The organism is Streptomyces sp. NPDC006552 (assembly GCF_040611655.1).
Classification (GTDB): Bacteria; Actinomycetota; Actinomycetes; order Streptomycetales; family Streptomycetaceae; genus Streptomyces.
On the sequence record NZ_JBEXOS010000010.1, the window covers coordinates 49,320 to 71,839 of the forward strand.

At 72.1% G+C, this 22,520-nt stretch carries 15 protein-coding genes; 2 read left to right on the forward strand and 13 right to left on the reverse strand.

Annotated elements, in window-relative coordinates; translation table 11 throughout:
• Positions 1-49: 49 nt before the first annotated feature.
• The 6 genes from serA to ABZY33_RS08920 form a co-directional block, all read right to left on the reverse strand.
• Positions 50-1,651, reverse strand: a complete 1,602-nt coding sequence (gene serA / locus ABZY33_RS08895) for a phosphoglycerate dehydrogenase (protein WP_356490820.1) — start codon at positions 1,649-1,651, stop codon at positions 50-52.
• A gap of 254 nt (positions 1,652-1,905) precedes the next feature.
• Positions 1,906-2,907, reverse strand: a complete 1,002-nt coding sequence (gene ilvC, locus ABZY33_RS08900; protein ID WP_356490821.1) for a ketol-acid reductoisomerase — start codon at positions 2,905-2,907, stop codon at positions 1,906-1,908.
• 104 nt (positions 2,908-3,011) lie between these two features.
• Entirely contained in the window at positions 3,012-3,539 is a 528-nt protein-coding gene (gene ilvN / locus ABZY33_RS08905; protein WP_356490822.1) for an acetolactate synthase small subunit, read from the reverse strand.
• Positions 3,540-3,568: 29 nt separating this feature from the next.
• Positions 3,569-5,416, reverse strand: coding sequence for an acetolactate synthase large subunit (locus ABZY33_RS08910; protein WP_356490823.1), 1,848 nt, complete (start codon positions 5,414-5,416; stop codon positions 3,569-3,571).
• A 246-nt stretch (positions 5,417-5,662) separates the two neighbouring features.
• A complete protein-coding gene (locus ABZY33_RS08915; RefSeq protein ID WP_356490824.1) occupies positions 5,663-8,491 on the reverse strand; it encodes an EAL domain-containing protein in 2,829 nt (942 codons plus the stop codon).
• Positions 8,492-8,954: 463 nt separating this feature from the next.
• On the reverse strand, positions 8,955-9,893 hold the full coding sequence (locus ABZY33_RS08920; RefSeq protein WP_356490825.1) for a 2-hydroxyacid dehydrogenase: 939 nt from the start codon (positions 9,891-9,893) through the stop codon (positions 8,955-8,957).
• A gap of 76 nt (positions 9,894-9,969) precedes the next feature.
• Here ABZY33_RS08920 and ABZY33_RS08925 point away from each other — a divergent pair, with 76 nt between their 5' ends.
• Both ABZY33_RS08925 and ABZY33_RS08930 read left to right on the forward strand, forming a co-directional pair.
• Positions 9,970-10,971 (forward strand): aldo/keto reductase, encoded by a 1,002-nt coding sequence (locus ABZY33_RS08925; RefSeq protein WP_356490892.1) that lies wholly within the window; start codon positions 9,970-9,972, stop codon positions 10,969-10,971.
• Between the two features lie 270 nt (positions 10,972-11,241).
• Positions 11,242-12,423 carry a PQQ-dependent sugar dehydrogenase gene (locus tag ABZY33_RS08930; RefSeq protein WP_356490893.1) on the forward strand — a complete coding sequence of 394 codons (1,182 nt, stop codon included), beginning with the start codon at positions 11,242-11,244 and terminating at the stop codon, positions 12,421-12,423.
• Positions 12,424-12,467: 44 nt separating this feature from the next.
• Here the strand turns inward: ABZY33_RS08930 and ABZY33_RS08935 are convergent, their stop codons facing one another.
• From ABZY33_RS08935 to ABZY33_RS08965, 7 genes are all read right to left on the reverse strand, one after another.
• Positions 12,468-12,746 carry a DUF6191 domain-containing protein gene (locus ABZY33_RS08935; protein ID WP_356490826.1) on the reverse strand — a complete coding sequence of 93 codons (279 nt, stop codon included), beginning with the start codon at positions 12,744-12,746 and terminating at the stop codon, positions 12,468-12,470.
• 86 nt (positions 12,747-12,832) lie between these two features.
• A complete protein-coding gene (locus tag ABZY33_RS08940; RefSeq protein ID WP_356490827.1) occupies positions 12,833-15,964 on the reverse strand; it encodes an AAA family ATPase in 3,132 nt (1,043 codons plus the stop codon).
• 275 nt (positions 15,965-16,239) lie between these two features.
• On the reverse strand, positions 16,240-16,422 hold the full coding sequence (locus ABZY33_RS08945; protein ID WP_356490828.1) for a hypothetical protein: 183 nt from the start codon (positions 16,420-16,422) through the stop codon (positions 16,240-16,242).
• 281 nt (positions 16,423-16,703) lie between these two features.
• Positions 16,704-17,345, reverse strand: coding sequence for a hypothetical protein (locus ABZY33_RS08950; RefSeq protein WP_356490829.1), 642 nt, complete (start codon positions 17,343-17,345; stop codon positions 16,704-16,706).
• A 35-nt stretch (positions 17,346-17,380) separates the two neighbouring features.
• Positions 17,381-17,953, reverse strand: coding sequence for a GNAT family protein (locus tag ABZY33_RS08955; RefSeq protein WP_356490830.1), 573 nt, complete (start codon positions 17,951-17,953; stop codon positions 17,381-17,383).
• On the reverse strand, positions 17,931-20,189 hold the full coding sequence (locus ABZY33_RS08960) for an MMPL family transporter (protein WP_356490831.1): 2,259 nt from the start codon (positions 20,187-20,189) through the stop codon (positions 17,931-17,933). Before ABZY33_RS08960 ends, ABZY33_RS08955 begins: the two co-directional genes overlap by 23 nt.
• A gap of 176 nt (positions 20,190-20,365) precedes the next feature.
• Entirely contained in the window at positions 20,366-22,408 is a 2,043-nt protein-coding gene (locus ABZY33_RS08965) for a phosphocholine-specific phospholipase C (protein ID WP_356490894.1), read from the reverse strand.
• Positions 22,409-22,520 lie beyond the last annotated feature (112 nt).

Below are 22,520 nucleotides of genomic sequence, written 5' to 3' on the forward strand. Positions count from 1 at the left end.
GCCCGGCCCTCGTGTGCCGTACGGGCGTCCGGCGCCTGCCGGTCGTGCGTCAGACCAGGTTGACCGAGCGCGCCGACGTCGCACCGATCTCGGCGGCGACCTCGGTGAGGACGCTCTGCGGGACCGAGTCGTCGACGGTCAGCACGGCCAGCGCCTCGCCGCCCACATCGGCCCGGGCGACCTGCATGCCGCCGATGTTGATGCCCGCCTCGCCGAGGACGCGGCCCACGGTGCCGACGACACCGGGACGGTCCTCGTAGCGCAGGACGGCCATGTGGTCGGCGAGCGCCAGGTCCACGTCGTACTCGCCGACGGCGACGATCTTCTGCAGGTGCTTGGGGCCGGCGAGCGTGCCGGAGACCGAGACCTCCTGGCCGTCGCCGAGGGTGCCGCGCACCGTGACGACGTTGCGGTGGTCGGGCGACTCGGACGACGTCGTCAGCCGGACCTCGACACCCCGCTCCTGCGCGAACAGCGGCGCGTTCACGTACGAGACCGTCTCGTCGACGACGTCCTCGAACACGCCCTTGAGCGCGGAGAGTTCGAGCACCTTCACGTCGTGCTGGGTGATCTCGCCGTACACCTCGACGTCGAGGCGGACCGCGACCTCACCGGCGAGCGCGGTGAAGATGCGGCCGAGGCGCTCGGCGAGCGGCAGGCCCGGCTTGACGTCCTCGGCGATGACCCCGCCCTGCACGTTCACCGCGTCCGGCACCAGCTCGCCGGCGAGCGCGAGCCGCACCGACCGGGCGACGGCGATGCCCGCCTTCTCCTGCGCCTCGTCGGTCGAGGCGCCGAGGTGCGGGGTGCAGACGACCTGGTCGAACTGGAAGAGCGGGGAGTCCGTGCAGGGCTCCTTCGCGTACACGTCCAGGCCGGCGCCGGCGACGCGGCCCTCCTTGAGCGCCGAGTACAGCGCCTCCTCGTCGACGATCCCGCCGCGCGCGGCGTTCACGATCCGCACGCTCGGCTTGACCTTGTGCAGCGCCTCGTCACCGATGAGACCGAGGGTCTCGGGCGTCTTCGGGAGGTGGACGGTGATGAAGTCGGAGACCTCGAGCAGCTCGTCGAGGGAGAGGACCTTCACGCCCATCTGCGCGGCCCGCGCGGGCTGCACGTACGGGTCGTAGGCGACGACCTTCATGCCGAAGGCCGACATGCGCTGGGCGACGAGGGCGCCGATGCGGCCCAGACCCACGACACCGAGGGTCTTCTCGGCCAGCTCCACACCCGTGTACTTGCTGCGCTTCCACTCGCCGCCCTTGAGGGCCTGGCTGCCCTGCGGGATGTTGCGCGCGGTGGCGATGAGCAGGCCGCAGGCGAGCTCGGCGGCGGTCACGATGTTCGACGTCGGGGCGTTCACGACCATCACGCCGGCCTTGGTGGCGGCGGAGACGTCCACGTTGTCCAGGCCGACGCCGGCTCGTGCGACGACCTTCAGCTTCTTCGCGGCGGCGATCGCCTCGGCGTCGACCTTGGTGGCCGAGCGGATCAGGATCGCGTCGACGTCGGCGATGGCGGGCAGCAGCTCCGCGCGGTCCCCGCCGTTGCAGTGGCGGATCTCGAAGTCCGGGCCCAGGGCGTCGACGGTGGCGGGCGACAGCTCCTCGGCGATGAGTACGACGGGTTTGCCGGTGTCAGCAGTGCTCACGTGAGTCCTCACAAGTCCCAATGCGGACGGCCGTCCCGACGGCCGCAAGCGGTGGAGGTGGCTAGCCGCGTGAAAGACGCACGACGCTGTGGGCCCGACGCGAATGTAGTTCAGCAGTGTAGTGGCGCGAGGGGGGCGGGCTTGCGCCTCCCTGGAAGGATCACCCGTCCGTGGCTGGACGCCATGGACAACGGCGTGGACCGCCTATGGAGAACGGGGCCGCGGCGTGTGCCGCGGCCCCGTCCCCGGAGGGCTTACGCCTCCTCGTTGTCCACCCAGCTCATGAGCTTGCGCAGCTCCTTGCCGGTGGTCTCCAGGAGGTGGTTCTCGTCCTGCGTCTTGTACTCGTTGTACTTCTTCAGGCCCGAGTGGTACTCGTCCATCCAGTTCTTGGCGAAGGTGCCGTCCTGGATCTCGGCGAGGACCTTCTTCATCTCGGCCTTGGTGGCGTCCGTGATGATCCGCGGGCCGGTGACGTAGTCGCCCCACTCGGCGGTCTCCGAGATCGACCAGCGCATCTTCTCCAGGCCGCCCTCGTACATGAGGTCCACGATGAGCTTCAGCTCGTGCAGGCACTCGAAGTACGCGATCTCCGGCTGGTAGCCGGCCTCGGTCAGCGTCTCGAAGCCCGCCTTCACCAGCGCGGCGGTGCCGCCGCACAGGACGGCCTGCTCGCCGAAGAGGTCGGTCTCGGTCTCCTCGGTGAAGGTCGTCTTGATGACGCCGGCGCGGGTGCCGCCGATCCCCTTCGCGTAGGAGAGCGCCAGCTCGAAGGCCTTGCCGGTGGAGTCCTGCTCGACCGCCGCGATACACGGCACGCCGCGGCCCTCTTCGTACTGGCGGCGCACCAGGTGGCCGGGGCCCTTGGGGGCGACCATGCAGACGTCGACGCCGGCCGGCGGCTTGATGAAGTCGTAGCGGATGTTCAGGCCGTGGCCGAAGAACAGCGCGTCGCCGTCCTTCAGGTTGTCCTTGATGGACTCCTCGTAGACCTTGGCCTGGAGCGGGTCCGGGACCAGGATCATGATGACGTCGGCCTCGGCCGCCGCCTCGGCGGGGGTGACCACGCGCAGGCCCTGCTCCTCGGCCTTCGCCTTGGACTTGGAGCCCTCGTGCAGACCGACGCGCACGTCGACGCCCGAGTCGCGCAGGGACAGCGCGTGGGCGTGGCCCTGGCTGCCGTATCCGACCACCGCGACCTTGCGGTTCTGGATGATGGACAGATCGGCGTCGTCGTCGTAGAACAGCTCGGCCACTGGGGTTCTCCTTGTGTGCTGGTGTTGCGTCCCACCGTACGGCGGGAGAAGGACGGGAAGTTTTCGGGTCTCGCCATGCGGGCGGGACCGGGGTCGGGCCGGTCTCAGGCCGAGCGGTCGAGCGCGCGCAGGCTCCGGTCGGTGATGGAGCGCGCGCCGCGGCCGATCGCGATGGTCCCGGACTGGACGAGCTCCTTGATGCCGAAGGGTTCCAGCATCTTGAGCATCGCCTCCAGCTTGTCGCTGGAGCCGGTGGCCTCGATGGTGACCGCCTCGGGCGAGACGTCCACGGTCTTGGCGCGGAACAGCTGGACGATCTCGACGATCTGCGAGCGCGTCTCGTTGTCGGCGCGGACCTTGGCGAGCACCAGCTCGCGCTGGACGGCGGCGCCCGGCTCCAGTTCGACGATCTTCAGGACGTTGACCAGCTTGTTGAGCTGCTTGGTGACCTGTTCGAGCGGGAGTCCCTCGACATTCACGACGATGGTGATGCGGGAGATGTCGGGGTGCTCGGTGATGCCCACGGCGAGCGAGTCGATGTTGAAGCCGCGGCGGGAGAACAGAGCGGTGATCCGGGCGAGCACGCCGGGCTTGTTCTCGACCAGGACGGAGAGCGTGTGCTTGGTGGACATGGTGCGGGTTCCCTCTTCCGTTCCGGCTCTCAGTCGTCTTCGTTGTCGCCGAAGTCGGGGCGGACGCCACGCGCGGCCATGACCTCGTCGTTCGAGGTCCCGGCGGCGACCATCGGCCAGACCATGGCGTCCTCGTGGACGATGAAGTCGATCACGACCGGCCGGTCGTTGATCGAGTTCGCCTCCTCGATGCACTTGTCGAGGTCCTCGGGGCGCTCGCAGCGGATGGCGTAGCAGCCCATCGCCTCGGACAGCTTCACGAAGTCCGGGACGCGCGTGCCCTTGTTGGGGGGCGTGTCACCCTCGGGGCCCGCGTGCAGCACGGTGTTCGAGTAGCGCTGGTTGTAGAAGAGCGTCTGCCACTGGCGGACCATCCCGAGGGCGCCGTTGTTGATGATGGCGACCTTGATCGGGATGTTGTTCAGGGCGCAGGTGGTGAGCTCCTGATTCGTCATCTGGAAGCAGCCGTCGCCGTCGATCGCCCAGACCGGCTTGCCGGGGGCGCCGGCCTTGGCGCCCATCGCGGCGGGGACCGCGTAGCCCATGGTCCCGGCGCCGCCCGAGTTGAGCCAGGTGGCCGGCTTCTCGTACTGGATGAAGTGGGCGGCCCACATCTGGTGCTGGCCGACGCCCGCGGCGAAGATCGTGTCGTCGGGGGCGAGTTGGCCGATCCGCTCGATGACCTGCTGCGGGGAGAGCGAGCCGTCGGCGGGCTGGTCGTAGCCGAGCGGATAGGTCTCGCGCCAGCGGTTGAGCCCCTTCCACCAGGCGGCGTAGTCGCCGGTGTGGCCCTCGCTGTGCTCCTTCTGGACGGCCTGGATCAGGTCGGCGATGACCTCGCGGGCGTCCCCGACGATCGGCACGTCGGCGGCGCGGTTCTTGCCGATCTCCGCCGGGTCGATGTCGGCGTGGACGATCTTGGCGAAGGGGGCGAAGCTGTCCAGCTTGCCGGTGACGCGGTCGTCGAAGCGGGCGCCGAGGGCGACGATCAGGTCGGCCTTCTGCAGCGCGGTGACGGCGGTGACCGCACCGTGCATGCCCGGCATTCCCACGTGCAGCGGGTGGCTGTCGGGGAACGCGCCGAGCGCCATCAGCGTGGTGGTGACGGGCGCTCCGGTCAGCTCGGCGAGGACCTTGAGCTCGGCGGTGGCCCGGGCCTTGAGGACGCCGCCGCCGACGTACAGGACGGGCCGCTTCGCACTGGTGATGAGCTTCGCGGCCTCGCGGATCTGCTTGGCGTGCGGCTTGGTCACCGGGCGGTAGCCGGGCAGGTCCATCTGCGGCGGCCAGGAGAACGTCGTCTGCGCCTGCAGCAGGTCCTTGGGGATGTCCACGAGCACGGGGCCCGGACGGCCGGTGGAGGCGATGTGGAACGCCTCGGCGATCGTCTTCGGGATGTCCTCGGCCTTGGTGACCAGGAAGTTGTGCTTGGTGATCGGCATGCTGATGCCGACGATGTCCGCCTCCTGGAAGGCGTCCGTGCCGATCGCCTTGGAGACGACCTGGCCGGTGATCGCGACGAGCGGCACCGAGTCCATCATCGCGTCGGCGATCGGCGTCACCAGGTTGGTCGCACCCGGACCCGAGGTGGCCATGCACACTCCGACCTTGCCGGTGGCCTGCGCGTACCCCGTCGCCGCGTGCCCCGCGCCCTGCTCGTGACGGACGAGCACGTGGCGCACCCGGCTCGAGTCCATCATCGGGTCGTACGCGGGAAGGATCGTGCCGCCGGGAATGCCGAATACGGTGTCGGTCCCGACCTCCTCAAGCGAGCGGATGAGGGACTTCGCACCCGTGACGTGCTCGACAGGGGCGGACTGTCCTCCGGAACGGGGCCGCGGCTGCGGATGGTGGGCCCCGGTGGCCTGCTCGGTCATCGGCATTCTCTTCTCGATGCTGAGGGTTTTTGCGAGGGTTGTGCGGGGGTGCTACAAGCTGCGCGGCTGGTCCGGTGCAACAAAAAACCCCTCGTGCCGTGAGGCAAGCGAGGGGAGCGCGCCGGGAGCGGGTGCCGGGGATCGCGGTGGTCCCACCGCTGGATCCCGGCTTCAGCCGACGCGCTTTCCAAGTACGAGAATTCGGGTGCGCATGGCACTGACCCTCCCCCCGGCGCACCGGGCGTGTCAAGTGGGTGGGACGGGAGTCTCATTATGTGAGCGCCCCCCGGCCGCTCCGGCCAGCGCCGGCTCGGCCATGTCCCCGGGTACGGCGTACTCCCCCGAGGCCAGCGCGCGGCGCAGCCGGTACTCGTCGAGCGGCCCGGAGAACGCCATCCCCTGGCCGTGCGTGCACCCCATCGCCCGTAGCGCCCGCACCTGTTCGGGCAGGTCCACCCCGTCGGCCACGGACGCGAGCCCGAGGTCCCCGGCGATCCGCAGCAGCCCGCTGGTGATCTTGTGCAGCCGCGCGGACTCGACGACGCCCTCGACGAGCGAGCGGTCCAGTTTCAGGACGTCCACGGGGAGCCGGCGCAGCGCGGTGATGGCCGCGTAGCCGCTGCCGAAGCCGTCCAGGGCGATCCGGACGCCGAGCCGGCGCAGCGCCGTCAGACGCCGCTCCAGCTCGTCGAGCGGGACGCGCGGATCGCTGTCGGCCAGCTCGATGACGAGCGCGCCGGAAGGCAGCCCGTGCCGCGTCAGCAGCCCTTCGACGGAGCCGAGCGGCATGGCGCGGTCCAGGAGCCGGCGCGCGCTCATCCGCACGGCCACCGGGGTCGCCTGTCCGCTGCGGCCGCGCTCGGCCGCCTGCGCGACGGCCTCCTCCAGCATCCAGCGCCCCAGCTCCGCCGTGCGCTCGCCGTCGTCGGCCACGCGCAGGAACTCGCCGGGCGTGAAGAGGAGGCCCTGCGACGAGCGCCAGCGCGCCTGCGCGGCGACCGCGGTGATCCGGCCGTCGTCGAGAGAGACGATCGGCTGGTGCAGCAGCGCGAACTGGCCCTCGTGCAGGGCCGTGCGCAGCCGGGTGGACAGCTCCGCCTTGCGCACGACGTCGGCCTGCATCTGCGGCGCGTACAGCTCGACCCGGTCCTTCCCGCCGGCCTTGGCCCGGTACATCGCCAGGTCCGCGTTGCGCAGCAGCTCGCCCGCCGAGATGTCGGGCTCCGCGAACGAGACGCCGATGGAGGCCGCGACCCGGACGCCCTTGTGCCCGTCGATCGTGTAGGGCTGGGAGAGGGTGATTCTGAGCCGGTCGGCCAGCTCGTATATCTGCTGCTCCCTGGCGGTGTGGTCGCGGCCCCCGTCGCCGACGATGAGCGCCGCGAACTCGTCACCGCCGAGCCGGGCCGCGGTGTCTCCGGACCGTACGGAGTCGGCCAGCCTTCTTGCCGCCTGTACGAGCAGTTCGTCGCCCGCCTGGTGGCCGATCGTGTCGTTGACCTGTTTGAAGCCGTCGAGGTCGATGAAGAGCACTGCCGTGCCCCGGTCGGTGGCCCGCCGCCCGTTGAGCGCCTGGCCGACCCGCTTGGTGAACAGGGCGCGGTTGGGCAGGTCGGTGAGCGGGTCGTGCTCGGCGTTGTGCTGGAGCTGTGCCTGGAGGCGCACTCGCTCGGTGACGTCCCTGCTGTTGAGGATCAGACCGCCGTGATGGCGGTTGATCGTGGACTCCACGTTCAGCCAGGCTCCGGTGCCGGAGCGGAAGCGGCATTCGATGCGGGTGGTGGGCTCCTCGACCTGGCTCGCGGCGAGGAACCTGCGGATCTCGTGCACCACCCGCCCGAGGTCCTCGGGGTGGATGAGCGTGGCGAGCTCGGAGCCGACCAGTTCCTCCGCGTCGCGTCCGTAGACCCCGGCGGCGGCCGGGCTCACGTAACGCAGGATCCCGTTCGGAGCGGCGATCATGATGACGTCGCTGGAGCCCTGCACCAGGGAGCGGAAGTGGTTCTCCTTCTGCGCCAGTTCCTGGGTGAGCGTGATGTTGTCGAGGAGCATGATGCCCTGGCGCACGACGAGGGCCAGGACCACGGTGCAGGCCGTGAAGAGGACGACCCGGTCCACGCTGTGGCCGTTCAACACGTTGTAGAGGATCCCCAGCGTGCAGACCGCCGCGGCCAGATACGGGGTGAGCGCGGCCAGCGAACCGGAGATGGGCCGGGTGTGGCTGACCTGATAGCGCCCGCCGGGGCCCGGCGCTCGCTCCTCGGTGGCCGCCCCGCCCAGGGGGCTCACCCACGGGGCGTACGCGAGCAGCAGCGACCCGGCGAACCAGCCCGCGTCGAGAATCTCCCCGGAGCGGTAACTGGCGTGCAGCAGCGGCGAGGTGAACAGGGCGTCGCACATCACCGTCAGGGCGAGCGCGCCGATCGCGGTGTTCACCGCCGTGCGGTTGCCGGACGAGCGCCGGAAGTGCAGCGCGAGCACCATGCTGACCAGCGCGATGTCCAGCAGCGGGTACGTGAGCGAGAGCGCGGTGCGGGTGACGCTCTGTCCCTCGGACTCGGCGGTGTGCGCGAGGGCGAGGCTCCACGAAAGGGTGACGAGCGACCCGGCGATCAGCCAGGCGTCGAGGCCGAGGCAGATCCATCCGGCCTTGGTGACGGGCCGCTTCGCGAGGACGAGGAGGCCGATGATCGCGGGCGGCGCGAAGCAGAGGAAGAAGAGGTCGGCCAGGCCCGGCGTCGGCACGGGCACCCGCAGGACGACCTCGTACCAGCCCCATACGCCGTTGCCCACCGCCGCCATCAGGGAGGAGAGCGCGAACAGGAGCCAGGCGGCTCGAAAGCGGCTGCGCCGGCGGCGGGCGTACAAGAAGTTCGACACCGCGGCGACCGCGGCCGCGATGCTCAGCCCGAAGTCCCCCATGAACAGGGCGATTTCCTCACTGCCCCAGCCGAGCGCCGATCCCGCGGCGTACGCCCCGCACAGGACGGTGAGCACGAACTGCGGTCCCGCGCCCACCGTGCGCCGCGGAGCGCGCGGCAGGACCGGCAGCCCGGTGCGCAGTGGGGCTCCCATCGGGGCGGTCTCCGTCGACTGGGCGGTCACCAGGCCGCCTCGGTCCGTCGGGCCGCGCCGGCGTCCCGCTTGCCCGGTCCGGTATGCGGATGCCTTCTGCGGCCGCCACGGGCTCCGCCGCGGTGCGGATGGTTCCTGCGGCAGCCCGGACTGCGTCCGCGCAGCAGCGTGCGCGAGGGTCGCCGTCGGCGGCCCCGCCACGTCGGATTGTTCACCCATAGGCCGTGCATCGCCCGTCGCCCCCCTCGCAGTCCGTCATCCGTCCCCGGCGCCGCGTGCTGCGCGGCGCTGCCCCAGTCGGGACGATACACCAGACTCGTCACTCAGGGACATAGTTGCTCTACTCTCCGTGACGACCAGCGACGATGGCGGTACGCGGTGCGTCCGGACGGGCGCGGAGCGTGCGCACCGGCACGCCAACTGCCGTACGGGGGTGGCCGGTGAGGCCCCCGGCGCCCCTGGGTCAGCTGATGGTGTGGACCACGTTGTCGAGCGGTTGTCCGGTCGCGAAACGGGTGAGCTGGGCGGCGAGGAGCCGCTTGGCCCGCGGCAGGAAGGCGGAGGTGGGCCCGCCGACATGCGGGGAGACGAGTACTCCGGGAGCCTGCCACAACGGGTGCTCCTGGGGCAGCGGTTCAGGATCGGTGACATCGAGGGCGGCGGTGATGCGGCCGCTCTCCAGTTCGGCCAGGAGCGCCTTGGTGTCGACGAGGGGGCCGCGCCCGACGTTCACCAGGAGCGCCCCGTCCTTGAGCCGCGCGAGGAACTCGGCGTCCGCCAGGCCGCGGGTCTCCTCGGTGAGCGGAGTGACCAGGATGACGACGTCGGCGTCGGGCAGCAGCTCCGGCAGGTCCGCGAGCGGGCGCACGGGCCCGCGCTCCGTGGTGCGCGCGGAGCGTGCGACCCGCGCCACCCGCGCGACCTCGAAGGGCACGAGCCGGTCCTCGATGGCGGAGCCGATCGCCCCGTAGCCCACGATCAGGACGTTCTTGTCGGCGAGAGCCGGACGGAATCCGGAACGCCACTCCCCGCGGTCCTGCCCGCGCACGAAGTCGGGGATGCCCCGCAGGGAGGCGAGGATCAGCGTAAGGGCCAGTTCGGCGGTACTGGCGTCGTGCACCCCGCGCGCGTTGCACAACTCGACGCCGGGACGAAGGTACTTGAGACCGCCCTGTACGTGGTCGACGCCGGCGGAGAGGGTCTGCACCGCGCGCACCGACGTCATCCGGGGCAGCGGCCGGACGGCGACCTCGGCGCCCTTCATGTAGGGGACGACGTAGTACGCGCAGTCGGCCGGGTCCGCGGGAAAGTCCGGCTCGCCGTTCCAGTAGCGGTAGTCGAGGCCCTTCGGGAGGCCCGGGATCTCGTCGGCGCGGAAGGGCAGCCATACATCACCAGTCATGGTCAGGAGGCTATGTCAGCCGCGCCGACGTGCAGAGGTTAGGTTGGTGGCCATAGACAGGGAGGGTCACGGGCAGGTGGAGCGCAAGGCGATCGGGGCGGCGGCGCTCGAGGTGGGGGCGGTCGGGCTCGGCTGCATGCCGATGAACTGGGCTTACACCGGCTCACGGCGGCGGGGCGAGGAGTCCTTGCGCACCGTGCACGCCGCTCTGGACCGGGGCTGCACCCTGGTCGACACCGCGGACATGTACGGGCCGTTCACCAACGAACTGCTGCTCGGCCGGGTCCTGAAGGAACGGCGCGCGGACGCGTTCGTGTCGACGAAGGTCGGGCTGCTCGTCGGCGAACAGCACATCGTGGCCAACGGCCGCCCCGGCTATGTGAAGCGCGCCTGCGACGCGTCGCTGCGCCGGCTCCAGACGGACGTCATCGACCTCTACCAGCTGCACCGGGCGGATCCGGAGGTCCCGGTCGAGGAGACCTGGGGCGCGATGGCGGAACTGGTGCGGGCCGGGAAGGTGCGCTCGCTCGGGCTGTGCGCGGTGGGAGCGCGGACCACGCGCCGCGGCGGCCGAGCCGGGCTCCATGCCGGAACGATTCGGCAGCTGGAGCGGATCCAGCAGGTGTTCCCGGTGAGCTCGGTGATGGCGGAGTTGTCGGTGTGGTCGCCCGAGGCGCTGGCGTCGCTGCTGCCGTGGTGCGCGGTGCGCGGCGTCGGATTCCTGGCGGCGATGCCGCTGGGCAACGGGTTCCTCACCGGGACGCTGACGCCGGGGCAGGGGTTCGAGCCGGACGACGCGCGGGCCCGCCACCCCCGGTTCACCGCGGAGATGATGGCGGCGAACCAGCCGATCGTGGCCGGGCTGCGCCGGGTCGCGGCCCGCCACGGCGCGACGGTGACCCCGGCGCAGGTGGCCCTGGCCTGGGTGCTCGCGCAGGGACGGAACGTGGTGCCGGTGCCGGGGGCCAAGCACGAGCGGTGGGCGGTGGAGAACGCGCGGGCCGCGGATCTTGTGCTGACCGGGGCGGATCTGGCGGAGATAGCGGGGTTGCCGCGGGCGCAGGGGTCTTGGGACTGAGGAGCGGGTGAGGGCCGGGGGGGGCGAGCCTCGGCCGCCCCGAGTTCAGTCGGCGGGGGTGGAGCGGATTCGGGCGGCGGGGGTGGACGGATTCGGTCGGCGGCGGAGTCACGGCCGGGGCGGAGCCGGGCGGGACGGAGCCGGGCGGGGGCCGAGGATCGGGCCGGAGGCGGCCGGGGCATCGCGACCGGTTCGGGTCCGGTCGGCGGGGGCGGGAACCTGCGGGGCGTGAGCGGTGTATGAACGGTAGAACCGTCGCGTCGAAGGGACCTGATCGTGCAACGTCAAGCTGTGCGGCCCGCGTTGACCGTGGCCGCCTGTGCCGCGCTCCTGTTCACGGCAGGGTGCTCCTCCGGTGCCGACGGGCGGGCGAGCAGAGACCCGTCGTCCGCGCCGAGCAGGAGCGAAGCGGGCGCCTCGGCCACCTCCTCGAAGCCCAGCGACGTCGTCCCGCCGGCCAAGGGCTCGGTGACCGTCGGCCGCACCGTCGCCGATGGCCTGAAGTCGCCGTGGGGTCTGGCGTCGCTGCCCGAGGGGGGCCTGCTGGTCTCGTCCCGGGACGAGGGGACGATCACCCGCGTTGACACCGCGACCGGGAAGAAGACGGAACTCGGCGCGGTCCCCGGCGTGGCCCCGGCCGGCGAAGGAGGCCTCCTGGGCCTCGCGCTCTCGCCGTCGTACGCCTCGGACCACATGGTCTACGCGTACTTCACGACGGAGTCGGACAACCGCGTCGCGCGGATGCTGTACGACGAGAAGAAGCCCGCCGGCGAGCAGCTGGGCGCTCCGGACACGGTGTTCAAGGGCATCCCGAAGGGCACGAACCACAACGGCGGGCGGATCGCGTTCGGCCCGGACGACCTGCTGTACGTGGGCACGGGCGAGACCTACCGGACCCAGTACGCGCAGGACAAGAAGTCCCCCGGCGGCAAGATCCTCCGGCTCACCCCGGAGGGCGAGCCGGCACCGGGCAACCCGTTCGGGAACTCGCCGGTGTACTCGTACGGGCACCGCAATGTGCAGGGCCTGGCCTGGGACACGGACAAGCGACTGTGGGCCTCGGAGTTCGGCCAGGACACCTGGGACGAGCTGAACAACATCGTGGCGGGCGACAACTACGGCTGGCCGGACGCCGAGGGCAAGAGCGGCGACTCCGGGTACCACGACCCGGTCGCGCAGTGGCACACCGCTGACGCCTCCCCCAGCGGCATCGCCTACGCCAAGGGTTCGATCTGGATGGCGGGCCTGCGCGGGGAGCGCCTGTGGCGCATCCCGCTGGACGGCACGAAGGCGGCCCATGAGCCGCAGGAGTTCTTGAAGGGAAGATACGGGCGGCTGCGCACGGTGGTCGCCGCGGGTGGGGACAAGCTGTGGCTGGTGACGAGCGAGACGGACACGCGGGGCACCCCGAGCAAGGGGGACGACCGCATCCTGGAGCTGAAGGTGAGCTGACGGGTTCCGGTCGCCGCCTTCCCGAGAGACAGCCCGGGGGGCGGTCAGCCCGGCGGGGGCACCGGATCGGTTGCGGTTCCCGAATCGGTTTCGGACCCCGGACCGGCTTCCGCTCCCGCCCCGGTTTCAGGCCCCGGCAGATCCTCGGGCTCCCCCTCCGTCTGGTGCGGGGGTCGGACGACGACCTTGCCGGAGGAGAGGTCTATGGGGCCGCGGCCGGGGTCACCGTCGTTCAGGTCGACCCGGGTCAGCTCCAAGCGCTTGCGCTCGTCGTTAGCGTGCTTGCGGCCGGGCGCGAACAGTTCCTCGAACATGTTGAACACCGCGCCTCCCGGTGGGCGTCGGAACCGAGCCTCCCGTTCAGCGTACGGGAGCGCCCGTCGGAGTCCTCGGCCTGAGCCGGCAGGGCTCAGGCCGAACCCCCGGGCGGCACCAGCACCGCACTCGGCACCGGCACCGCAGCCGGGACCGGCACCGGCTGCTCCGGGAAGAGGCGCAGGCGGTGGGCGAGGGCGGCCGCCTCTCCGCGGCCCGCGACGCCGAGCTTGGCGAGGATGTTGGAGACGTGGACGCTGACGGTCTTCGGGGAGATGAAGAGTTCCGCGGCGATCTGGCGGTTGCTGCCGCCGTCGGCGACCAGGCGCAGCACGTCCCGTTCACGGCTGGTGAGGCCCAGCTCCCCGGCGGGGTCGGCCGGGGCGTCCTGGGGCGGCACGGAGGGGGTGAGGCTGAGCCGGGCGCGCTGGGCGAGCAGGGCGACGGACTCGGCGAGCGGGCGGGCGCCGAGGTGGTCGGCGACGGCGCCGGCGAGGCGGAGCAGTTCGGTGGCGCGGTCGCGGTCGCTCTCGCCGGGGCCGGTGCCCGGGGCGGCGGAGAGGAGGAGGGACTCGGCGAGGCGGAAGCGGACGCGGGCCAGGTCGTAGGGGCGCCCCAGGGGTTCGAAGAGGGGGACGGTGGCGGACCAGTCGTCCGGGGTGTCGCGGCCTTCGGCGCGCAGGATTTCGGCGCGGACCCACTGTTCGTGGCCCTGCCAGACGGGGGCCGGGGTGGCCTGGCGCTTGGCCGCGTCCCGGAGCCGTTCGAGGGTCTCGGCGCGGCCGGTGTCGGCGGCGGGCAGGCCGCGGGCGTCGGCCTCCGCGGCGGCGGCGGTGCGCAGCAGGGGCCAGATGTAGCGGTGCATGGAGGGCGGGAGGCCGGCGGTGACGACGCGTTCGAGTGCGGCGCGGGCGTCGGGGAGCCGGCCCTGGGCGGTGGCGAGAGCGAGGGTGAGATGGGCGAGGGGAAGGGTGTACTGCGGCATCGGGTCGTGGGTGCCGTAGTGCTTGTGGGCGGCGGCGAGATGGTCCGCCGCTTCCTGAAGCGCGCCGCGGTCCAGCGAGACGGTCGCGAGGTGCACGCAGGAGCTGCCGCGCGGCCTGCCGCTCAGGGCGGAGCGGCGGGTCCACTCCGCGGCCTCGACGGCCTCGTCCCAGCGACCGAGGGAGATCAGGGACTCGGCCTGGTTGGAGCGGACCCAGCCCCTGTTGTCGGTGAGGCCGTAGCGGCGGGACAGGGCGATGCCCTCGTCGCAGATGCGCAGCGCCTCTTCGGAGCGGCCGACGCCTTCGAGGCAGGAGGGCAGGTTGACGTTGACGTTGTTGAGGCGGGCGATCAGGCCGATCTCGGTGGAGCGGTCGCGCACCGTGTACATCTCGGCGAAGCCCCGCTCGATGTCGCCCGCGTCGACGAGGAGACCGCCGAGGATGAGGCGGGCGTGGAGTTCGGTCTCCTCGTCGCCGACCATGCGCGCGTACTCGACGGCGCGTTCGGCGGCGGCGAGGGTCTCGGCGCCGGGGCTGTGCAGCATGCCCCAGGCGGCCACGTGCGTGAGGACCAGGGCGTGGACCGCGGACGGCGGCAGTCCGCGGACCAACCGCTGCGCGGTGGCGATCTCGTCCCAGCCGTCACCGCGGCCGGCGTGGGAGCTGATGCGGGAGCGCTCGATCCAGAACCAGGCGGCGCGCAAGGGGTCGCCCTCGCCGCGAGCGGCGGCCTCGTCGAGGATCCGGACGGCGCGCTTGCTGATCTTCAGGGCGCGTTCCCGCTCCCCGCACAGGCGGCCGGCGACGGAGGCCTCGCCCATCAGGTCGAGGTAACCGAGCGGTGTGGTGGCGGGGTCGCAGCCGTAGGCCGGATAGGAGTCGGCGTAGTCGCCGACGTGGAGGGTGGCCCGGATGGATTGCGGCGCTCCGTCCCACAGCTCCATCGCCCGTTCGAGGAGCCGGAGTTGCTCGGCGTAGGCGTGCCGGCGGCGGGCTTCGACGCAGGCGCCGAGGACCGCGGGCAGGGCCTTCGCCGGGTCGTGGGCGTGGTACCAGTAGGTGGCGAGGCGCATGGCGCGGGCGTCGGCGGACACGAGGGCCGGGTCGGCCTCCAGGGCTTCGGCGTAGCGGCGGTTGAGGCGGGAGCGCTCGCCGGGCAGCAGGTCGTCGCTGACGGCCTCGCGGACCAGGGAGTGGCGGAAGCGGTAGCCGTCGCCGTCCTCGGTGGCGAGCAGGATGTTGGCGCCGACGGCGGCTCGCAGGGCCTCGATGAGGTCGTCCTCGCCGAGCCGGGCGACGGCGGCGAGCAGCGGGTACTCGACGGTGGAGCCGCCCTCGGCGCAGATCCGGGCGACGCGCTGGGCGGACTCCGGGAGCGATTCGACGCGGACGAGGAGGACGTCGCGCAGCGAGTCGGTGAGGCCGGTGGCGCAGCCCTCGGCGGCGGAGACGGCGAGTTCCTCGACGAAGAAGGCGTTGCCGTCGGAGCGTCGGTAGATGTCGTCGACGAGGGCCCGGTCGGGCTCCGCGGCCATGATGCCGGCGACCTGGCGGGCCACTTCGCTGCGGCTGAGGCGGCCGAGTTCGATGCGGGTGACGGTGCGCAGCCGGTCGAGTTCGGCGAGCAGGGGGCGCAGCGGGTGGCGGCGGTGCACGTCGTCGGCGCGGTAGGTGGCGACGACGCCGAGGCGGCCGCTGCGCAACGTGCGGAAGAGGTAGGCGAGGAGGTGGCGGGTGGAGGCGTCGGCCCAGTGCAGGTCTTCGAGGACGACGACGAGGGTGTGGTCGGCGGCGACGCGTTCCAGGAGGCGGGCGGTGAGTTCGAAGAGGCGGGCGGTGGCGGTCTCGTCACCGCGTTCGTGCAGGCGCCGCAGGGCGTGGTCGCCCAACTCGGGCAGCATCCGGGCCAGTTCGTCCTCCTGGCCGGCGGCCGCGGTGTCGAAGGCGTCGGGCAGGGCCCGGCGCAGGGCACGCAGGGCGCTGGAGAAGGGGGCGAAGGGCAGTCCGTCGGCGCCGATCTCGACGCATCCGCCGGTGACGACGACCGCGCCCTGCCGGCAGGCCGCGGCGGCGAACTCCTCGACGAGCCGGGTCTTGCCGACCCCGGCCTCGCCGCCGAGCAGGAGCGCCTGAGGCACGCCGTCGACGGCGCGCGCGAGCGCGGTGTGCAGTATGCCGAGTTCGTCGGCGCGGCCGACGAACACCGGGCTGACGGACCTGGTCTTCACAGGGCCGAGCATCGCACACGGATACGAGGGTGCGGCCTCGTTTTCCGCACCGTGGACGGGGGCGGGGAAGCGGAGGAGGACGGGCGGTCCGCCCTCCTCCGTGGACCTCCCCATGAGGTCCCCCGCGGCCTCCCCCGTGACCTTCCCCATGAGGTCCCCCGCGGCCTTCCTCATGAGGTCCCCCGCGGCCTTCCTCACGCGGTCCCCCGTGGACTGCTTCGCGGGTTCCTCCGGGGTCTGCCCGGGGCCTGTCGTCGGGTGCGTTCTCCCGGGACCGGGGGCCGTGCTCATGCCGCACGCGGGGCACGGTGCCGGCGCAGTCCGCCCGTCCTCACCCGCCTCTCGGCCTCGTGGCGGGCCGAGCGGCGGGCGGCGCGGCGGGCCTTGGTGGCGGCGCGGGCCAGCCGGTAGGCATCCGCCCGCTCGATGAGTTCGGCGGTGCGGGCCTGGTGCAGTTCGTACTCGAACATCTCGTCTCCCTGGTGACGATCGTCTGCGGTTCTCGCGGAGCGTTCTCCGCGATGCCTCAACTCTCGTGTGCCAGGGGGGTGCGCCACATCGGGAGAGTGCCGCATGTTCGAGGACGGGGGTGCCTTAGGCGGGGCCTCAGGTGCCTTAGGCCGAGGGGCCATGAGCACCGCAGGGCGTAAGGCAGCGGGTGCCTCGGGGCAGCCGGGCCTCAGATGCCTTGCGCCCCGGGGCGGTGCGGACCCGGCCCGGGGTTCGGGTCCGGGGTTCGGGTCCGCCGGGGTCAGCTGGTCTTGGGCAGGCCCAGGATCAGGTCCGAGTACTTGGCGACGGCGAGCAGCAGTCCGAGGACGCCGAGGGAGACGCCCGCCCACGCGGTGGACTTGATCCAGGCCGCCTGCGGCCTGCCGGGCGCGCCGAACGCGGGCTTGGCCAGGACGAAGGCGCCTACGACCAGGGCGACGAGGGCGAAGACACCGCCGACGAGGGCGGCGGCGTGCCAGGAGTCGCCGTAGACCTCGGAGACCTGTTTGGCGACGCCGGCGGTCTGCGCGGTGTTGAGCTGACCGATGAGCGACTCGCGGGCCGAGGCGACGGTGCCGAGCCAGCTGCCGCTGAGGGCGATGACGCCGAGGCCGACCGAGACGATGGCGCCCGCGCCCTGCCCGACGCCGGACGGGCGCGCGGCGGCCTCCTCCGCTGCAAGGAGCTCCTCGTCGGTCACGTCCTCGTCCGCGTCGTCCGTAGCTCCCCCGGCGACGGCGGTGTGCGTGACAGCGGTGTCCGTGGCAGCGGTGTCCGTGACGGCATTGTCAGGGACCGTGGGGGTCTGACCGGTCGTGGTCGTCGGTTCGGTCGCCTCGACGGCCTCCTCGTTCTCCTTCCGCTCGGCGGCGTCGGGCTGCGCATCAGTCTTCGTAGTCATGGTGCGCACCGTACGGACGGAGTCTGAGAAGTCTCTTAACGTTTCTCGGGGGCCTGGCGTGCGGTGCGCCACTCGGGCGCGAGGACGGACCAGATCTCCTGGTCGTGGCGGACTCCGCCGTAGAGGAAGGACTCACGCAGGACGCCGTCCCGCCGCATGCCGAGGCGGCGGGCGACGCTGGTGCTGGGGGTGTTGCCCGCCGCGGCGACCCACTCGACGCGGTGGATGCCGCGCTCCTCGACCGCCCAGTCGATGAGGATCCCGGCCGCGCGGGTGACGAGGCCGCGCCCCGTGGCCGCGGGCTCCAGCCAGCAGCCGACCTCGCAGGTGCCGGCGGCGGCGTCGAAGACCCGGAAGAGGACACCGCCGACGAGTTCGCCGTCCAGCCAGATGCCGTGCAGGGCGCCGTTGTCGGCGGCGCGCTTGTCCGCGTACCGCCGCAGCAGGGCGCGGGCGGAGGCGACATCGGTGGCGTCCTTGCCGAACGGGATGAACTGCCCGATGAACTCCCGCCCGCGGTCGAGGTGGCGGAGGAACTCCGCCGCGTGCCAGGTCTCCAGAGGGCGCAGCTCGGCGCCGCCGTCGTCACTGAGCGGTATCGCGTACATCGGGCTCCTTCGTCCGTACCTCGTCCAGCGCGCCGCCCGCCGGGCGGCGCCGCCCGGGGATCCTCGCATCCGCCGCGGCCCGGCACTCCGGCGGCTCGATGCTGAGGCGGGGCAGACGGCGGTCGAGCCAGCCGGGCAGCCACCAGTTGGCGCCGCCGAGCAGGTGCATCAGGGCGGGGACCAGGAGGGTGCGCAGGAGGAAGGCGTCGACGGCGACCGCGGCGGCCAGGGCGATGCCGAACATGGCGATCACCCGGTCGCCGCTGAGCACGAAGGCCAGGAAGACGGAGATCATGATGACGGCCGCCGAGTTGATCACGCGGCTGGTCTCGGCCAGACCGACCCGGACGGCCCGCCGGTTGTCGCCGGTCTCCAGCCACTCCTCGTACATCCGGCTCACCAGGAACACCTGGTAGTCCATCGAGAGGCCGAAGAGCACCGACACCATGATGACCGGCAGGAACGGTTCGATGGGGCCGGAGCGGCCGAGTCCCAGGAGTTCGCTTCCCCAGCCCCACTGGAAGACCGCGACGACGACGCCGAAGGAGGCGGCGACGGCGGCGACGTTCATGGCGGCGGCCTTCAGCGGGATGCCGACCGAGCGGAACGCGAGCAGCAGGAGCAGGCAGCCGAGCCCGACCACGACGCCCACGAACAGCGGCAGTTTGCCGATGACGACCTCGGCGAAGTCGTCGTAGCTCGCGGTGACGCCACCGACCTGGACCTGGAGGGAGCTGCCCGTCTCGGCGGCGGGGACGACGTCGGCGCGCAGCCGGTCGACGAGGTCGCTGGTGGCGCCGGACTGCGGCGCGGAGTTGGGGACGACGGTGAGGTAGGCGGTGCTGTCGTCGTGGTTGTACGTCACCGCGGAGACGGCAGCGACGCCGTCGGTGGCGCGCAGCTCGCCCGCGAGCCGGCCGAACGCGAGTTTGTCCTGGGCGCCGTCCACGGCGCTGACCAGGGTGAGCGGGCCGTTCACGCCGGGTCCGAAGTCGTCGGCGAGCAGGTCGTAGGCCTGCCGGGTGGTGCTGGACGCGGGGTTGTTGCCCTGGTCGGAGGTGCCGAGGTGGAGGAAGAGGGTGGGCAGCGCGAGGACGGTGACGGCGGCCAGGGCGAGGCCGCCGAGGAGTTTCGGGCGGCGTTCGACGAAGGCGGCCCAGCGGGCGGCTAGTCCGGTCGGCAGCTCGGGCGCGGGCCCGTGCGCGGCGAGCCGGCGCCGCTCGCGCCGGGACAGGGCCCGCATCCCGATGAAGGAGAGCAGGCCCGGCAGCAGGGTGATGGAGGCGGCGACGGTGAGCAGCACGGTCACGGACGCGGCGATGGCGACGCCGTTGAGGAAGCTGAGCCGCAGGACGAGCATGCCGAGCAGCGCGATGCACACGGTGGCGCCCGCGAAGACGACGGCCCGTCCGGTGGTGGCGACGGCCTGTTCGGCGGCGGCCGCGACGGGCAGCCCGCGTTTGAGGCCGCGCCGGTGGCGGACCACGATGAACAGCGCGTAGTCGATGCCGACGCCGAGTCCGACGAGCATGCCGAGCATCGGCGCGAAGTCCGCGACGGTCATGGCGTGGCCGAGCAGGCCGATGCCCGCGTACGCGGTGCCGACACCGATCAGCGCGGTGGCGATGGGCAGCGCGGCGGCGGCCGGTGAGCCGAAGGCGAGGAAGAGCACGACGGCCGCGACGACGACGCCGATGATCTCCGAGAGGTGGGCGGACGTGGGCTCGGTGAGGGCGACGGCGCTGCCGCCCAGCTCCACCCGGAGCCCGTCCGGGCCCTGGGTCTCGGCGGCGCGCGCCGTGTCGACGACCGCCTGCGCCTGGCTCCGCGGGATGTCGTCGGCCTGCTCGGCGAAGGTGACCGTGGCGTACGCGGTGTGCCCGTCGGCGCTGATCCGGCCGCCGCCCTGGGCGTCGTAGGGGGAGGCGACGGAGGAGACACCGGGCAGTGCGCCGATCCGCTCCAGCGTGTTGCTCATCGCCGTCTCGACGTCGGCGGCGCGCACGGTGGAGCCGTCGATGTGCCAGACGACGGTGTCGCTGTCGCCGCCGAGGCCGGCGAAGCCCGCGTCGAGCAGCTGGGTGGCGCGGCCGGACTCGGTGCCGGGTGCCTCGTAGTCGTTCGAGTACGCGGTCCCGGCGACCGCGGCGGCCGCGCTCGTGGCGCCGAGCGCGAGCAGCCACAGCAGGACGACGACGAGCCGGTGCCTGACACACCACCGTGCGAGTGCGGCCACGGACGTGCTCCCTGGAGGTTCGGTGGATCTTTACCGGGAACAGTCGGTGCTCAGCCGGGTGCAGCTGAACGGGCCCGCAAAGAACACGTGAGCAAGAGCCAGTCACTCTTGCAGCAAGAAGTGATCCTTTGTCGCTTTCGTGGTGTTCCTCACACGGGCCCGTCCGGCCGCCGCGGTCAGCCGGAGACGCTCGGCCGGCCGTTCTCGATGTGCCCGGCCAGCCGCCGGTGGAAGGTGGCTTCGGAGCTGATCTCCACGTCGTACCAGCCGTGTGCCCGCTCCGTCTCGTGCACGACGGTGACGGTCCGGCCGGGCCGGACCAGGACGCTCCGTTTCCCCACGGTGGCCGTGCGGGCCGTCTTCCCCGTGCCGCGCAGCCGGATGCGCAGGACGCGCGTGCGGGCGTCCACGGTCGTCGTCACGTCGAGGCCGAAGTCCGTACGTCCGCGGAACTCGCGCCGGAACCCGTTCGGCCCGGTCACCACGAAGTCGTAGGCGCCCGCCCGCACCGGCACGGTCGTCTCCCGGACGACGTCGAAGTGGACCGGCGCCGCGAACTCGCCCGCGTACGGGTAGAGCGCGAAATGGGCGCTGGAGCGGCCGGTGTTGACGAGGTCCAGCGTCAGCGTGCCGTCGTGCACGCGCGCGTGGGCGTCCGGCTGGTAGGGCAGGGCGCGGGCCGGCCGGGTGCCGGGCTCCTGCACGGGCATCGTCTGCCTCAGCGGCGGCTGCGGGGCCCAGCGGCCGCTGAATGCCGGGACGGCGCCGGGCTGTTCGACCTCGGGCTGCCGGTGGCCGTGGTGGAAGTCGAAGGCGCCGGTGAGGTCGCCGGTGACCTGGCGGCGCCAGGCACCGATGTTGGGCTCGCGCACGCCGGTCCACTGTTCCAGGAACCGGATGACGGAGGTGTGGTCGAAGATCTCCGAGCAGACATGTCCGCCGACGGTCCACGGCGAGACGACGAGCATCGGCACGCGCACCCCGAGCCCGGTCGGCAGCCCCTCCCAGTGCTCCTCCGTGACGTCCGGGCCGGGGACGGGCGGCGGCACGTGGTCGAAGAAGCCGTCGTTCTCGTCGTAGTTGATGAAGACCGCGGTCTTCTTCCACACCTCGGGGTGGGAGGCGAGCGCGTCGAGCACCTTGTAGACGATGGTCGCGCTGTGGATCGGCGAGGAGACGGACGGGTGTTCGGAGTCCACCGCGGACGGGACGAGGTAGGAGACGCGGGACAGCGTGCCGCGCGCGACGTCGCGGGCGAACGTCGTGGCCAGCTCACCGGTCGGCACGCGCCGCAGCGCCCGCTCGAACAGGGACCGCTCCCGCCTGCTCAGCGTCGCGACGCCCTTGTCGAGGGCGGCGAGCAGTCCGGCGCGCGTGGCGTCGTCCTTCGCGTCGCGCACCTTGGCGTAGAAGGCCTCCATGTAGGTCAGGCCGGTGCCGGCGAGGACCTTGCGCGCGATGGCCTTGAAGGTGGTGAAGAACTCGATCTGGTTGTCGGTGAAGTTCTCCCACTCGGTGTACGTCTGCCAGCTCACGCCCGCCTTCTCCAGGCGCTCGGCGTACGTCCCCCAGTCGTAGCCGGGGTGGGTGCCCTCGTCGTACGCGTCGTTGCCGACGGCCCGGTCACCGGTCGGCTCGAAGCCGGTCTTGCCGCTCCACAGGTGGTTGCGGTTGGGGCTGGTCGAGGAGTGGATGGAGGAGTGGTAGGCGTCGCAGACGGTGAAAGTGTCGGCCAGCTCGTAGTGGAGCGGGATGTCCTCGCGGGTGTAGTACGCCATGGTCGCCGCGGTCTTCGCGGTGATCCACCCGTCGTGCCAGCCGTCGCGCGCGGCCTTGGCGCCGCCGGACCAGGAGTGGTCCAGGGCGCCGATGTACTGGAGGTCCTTCTTCTGCGTCTGCGCCGCTTCGCGCACCGGGAAGGGCAGGACGGTGCGCAGCGCGCCCGGCTGCTCGAAGACGCTCGTGCCGCCCGGCAGCCGGATCGCGTTGCGGTCGCCGAAGCCGCGCACTCCGCGCAGGGTCCCGAAGTAGTGGTCGAAGGACCGGTTCTCCTGCATAAGGATCACCACGTGCTCGATCGCGTCGAGCCCGCCCCGGGGCGGCGCGCCGTGCTCGGCCTGCGCGGCGACGGCCCGCTGGAGCGAGGGCGGCAGGAACGATCCGGCGGCCGCGGCGCCGAGCGCGCCCCCGCCGACGGCCATGAGGCGTCTGCGGGTCAGCTCAGGGGACCCGGACGGCCGGGGGGACTGCGAGGACGGGGACACGGGACCTCCGGGCGTAATGGTCTGCAACTGACCCATTGAGTGGTTCGGCGGGGACGGTAGCCACCCC

Coding starts and splice junctions, on each gene's coding strand:
- ABZY33_RS08955 (WP_356490830.1), bottom strand. CDS start 17,953: ATGTACGCGATACCGCTCAGTGACGACGGCGGCGCCGAGCTGCGCCCT.
- ABZY33_RS08950 (WP_356490829.1), bottom strand. CDS start 17,345: ATGACTACGAAGACTGATGCGCAGCCCGACGCCGCCGAGCGGAAGGAG.
- ABZY33_RS08915 (WP_356490824.1), bottom strand. CDS start 8,491: ATGGGAGCCCCACTGCGCACCGGGCTGCCGGTCCTGCCGCGCGCTCCG.
- ABZY33_RS08910 (WP_356490823.1), bottom strand. CDS start 5,416: ATGACCGAGCAGGCCACCGGGGCCCACCATCCGCAGCCGCGGCCCCGT.
- ABZY33_RS08945 (WP_356490828.1), bottom strand. CDS start 16,422: ATGTTCGAGTACGAACTGCACCAGGCCCGCACCGCCGAACTCATCGAG.
- ilvN (WP_356490822.1), bottom strand. CDS start 3,539: ATGTCCACCAAGCACACGCTCTCCGTCCTGGTCGAGAACAAGCCCGGC.
- ABZY33_RS08920 (WP_356490825.1), bottom strand. CDS start 9,893: ATGACTGGTGATGTATGGCTGCCCTTCCGCGCCGACGAGATCCCGGGC.
- ABZY33_RS08940 (WP_356490827.1), bottom strand. CDS start 15,964: ATGCTCGGCCCTGTGAAGACCAGGTCCGTCAGCCCGGTGTTCGTCGGC.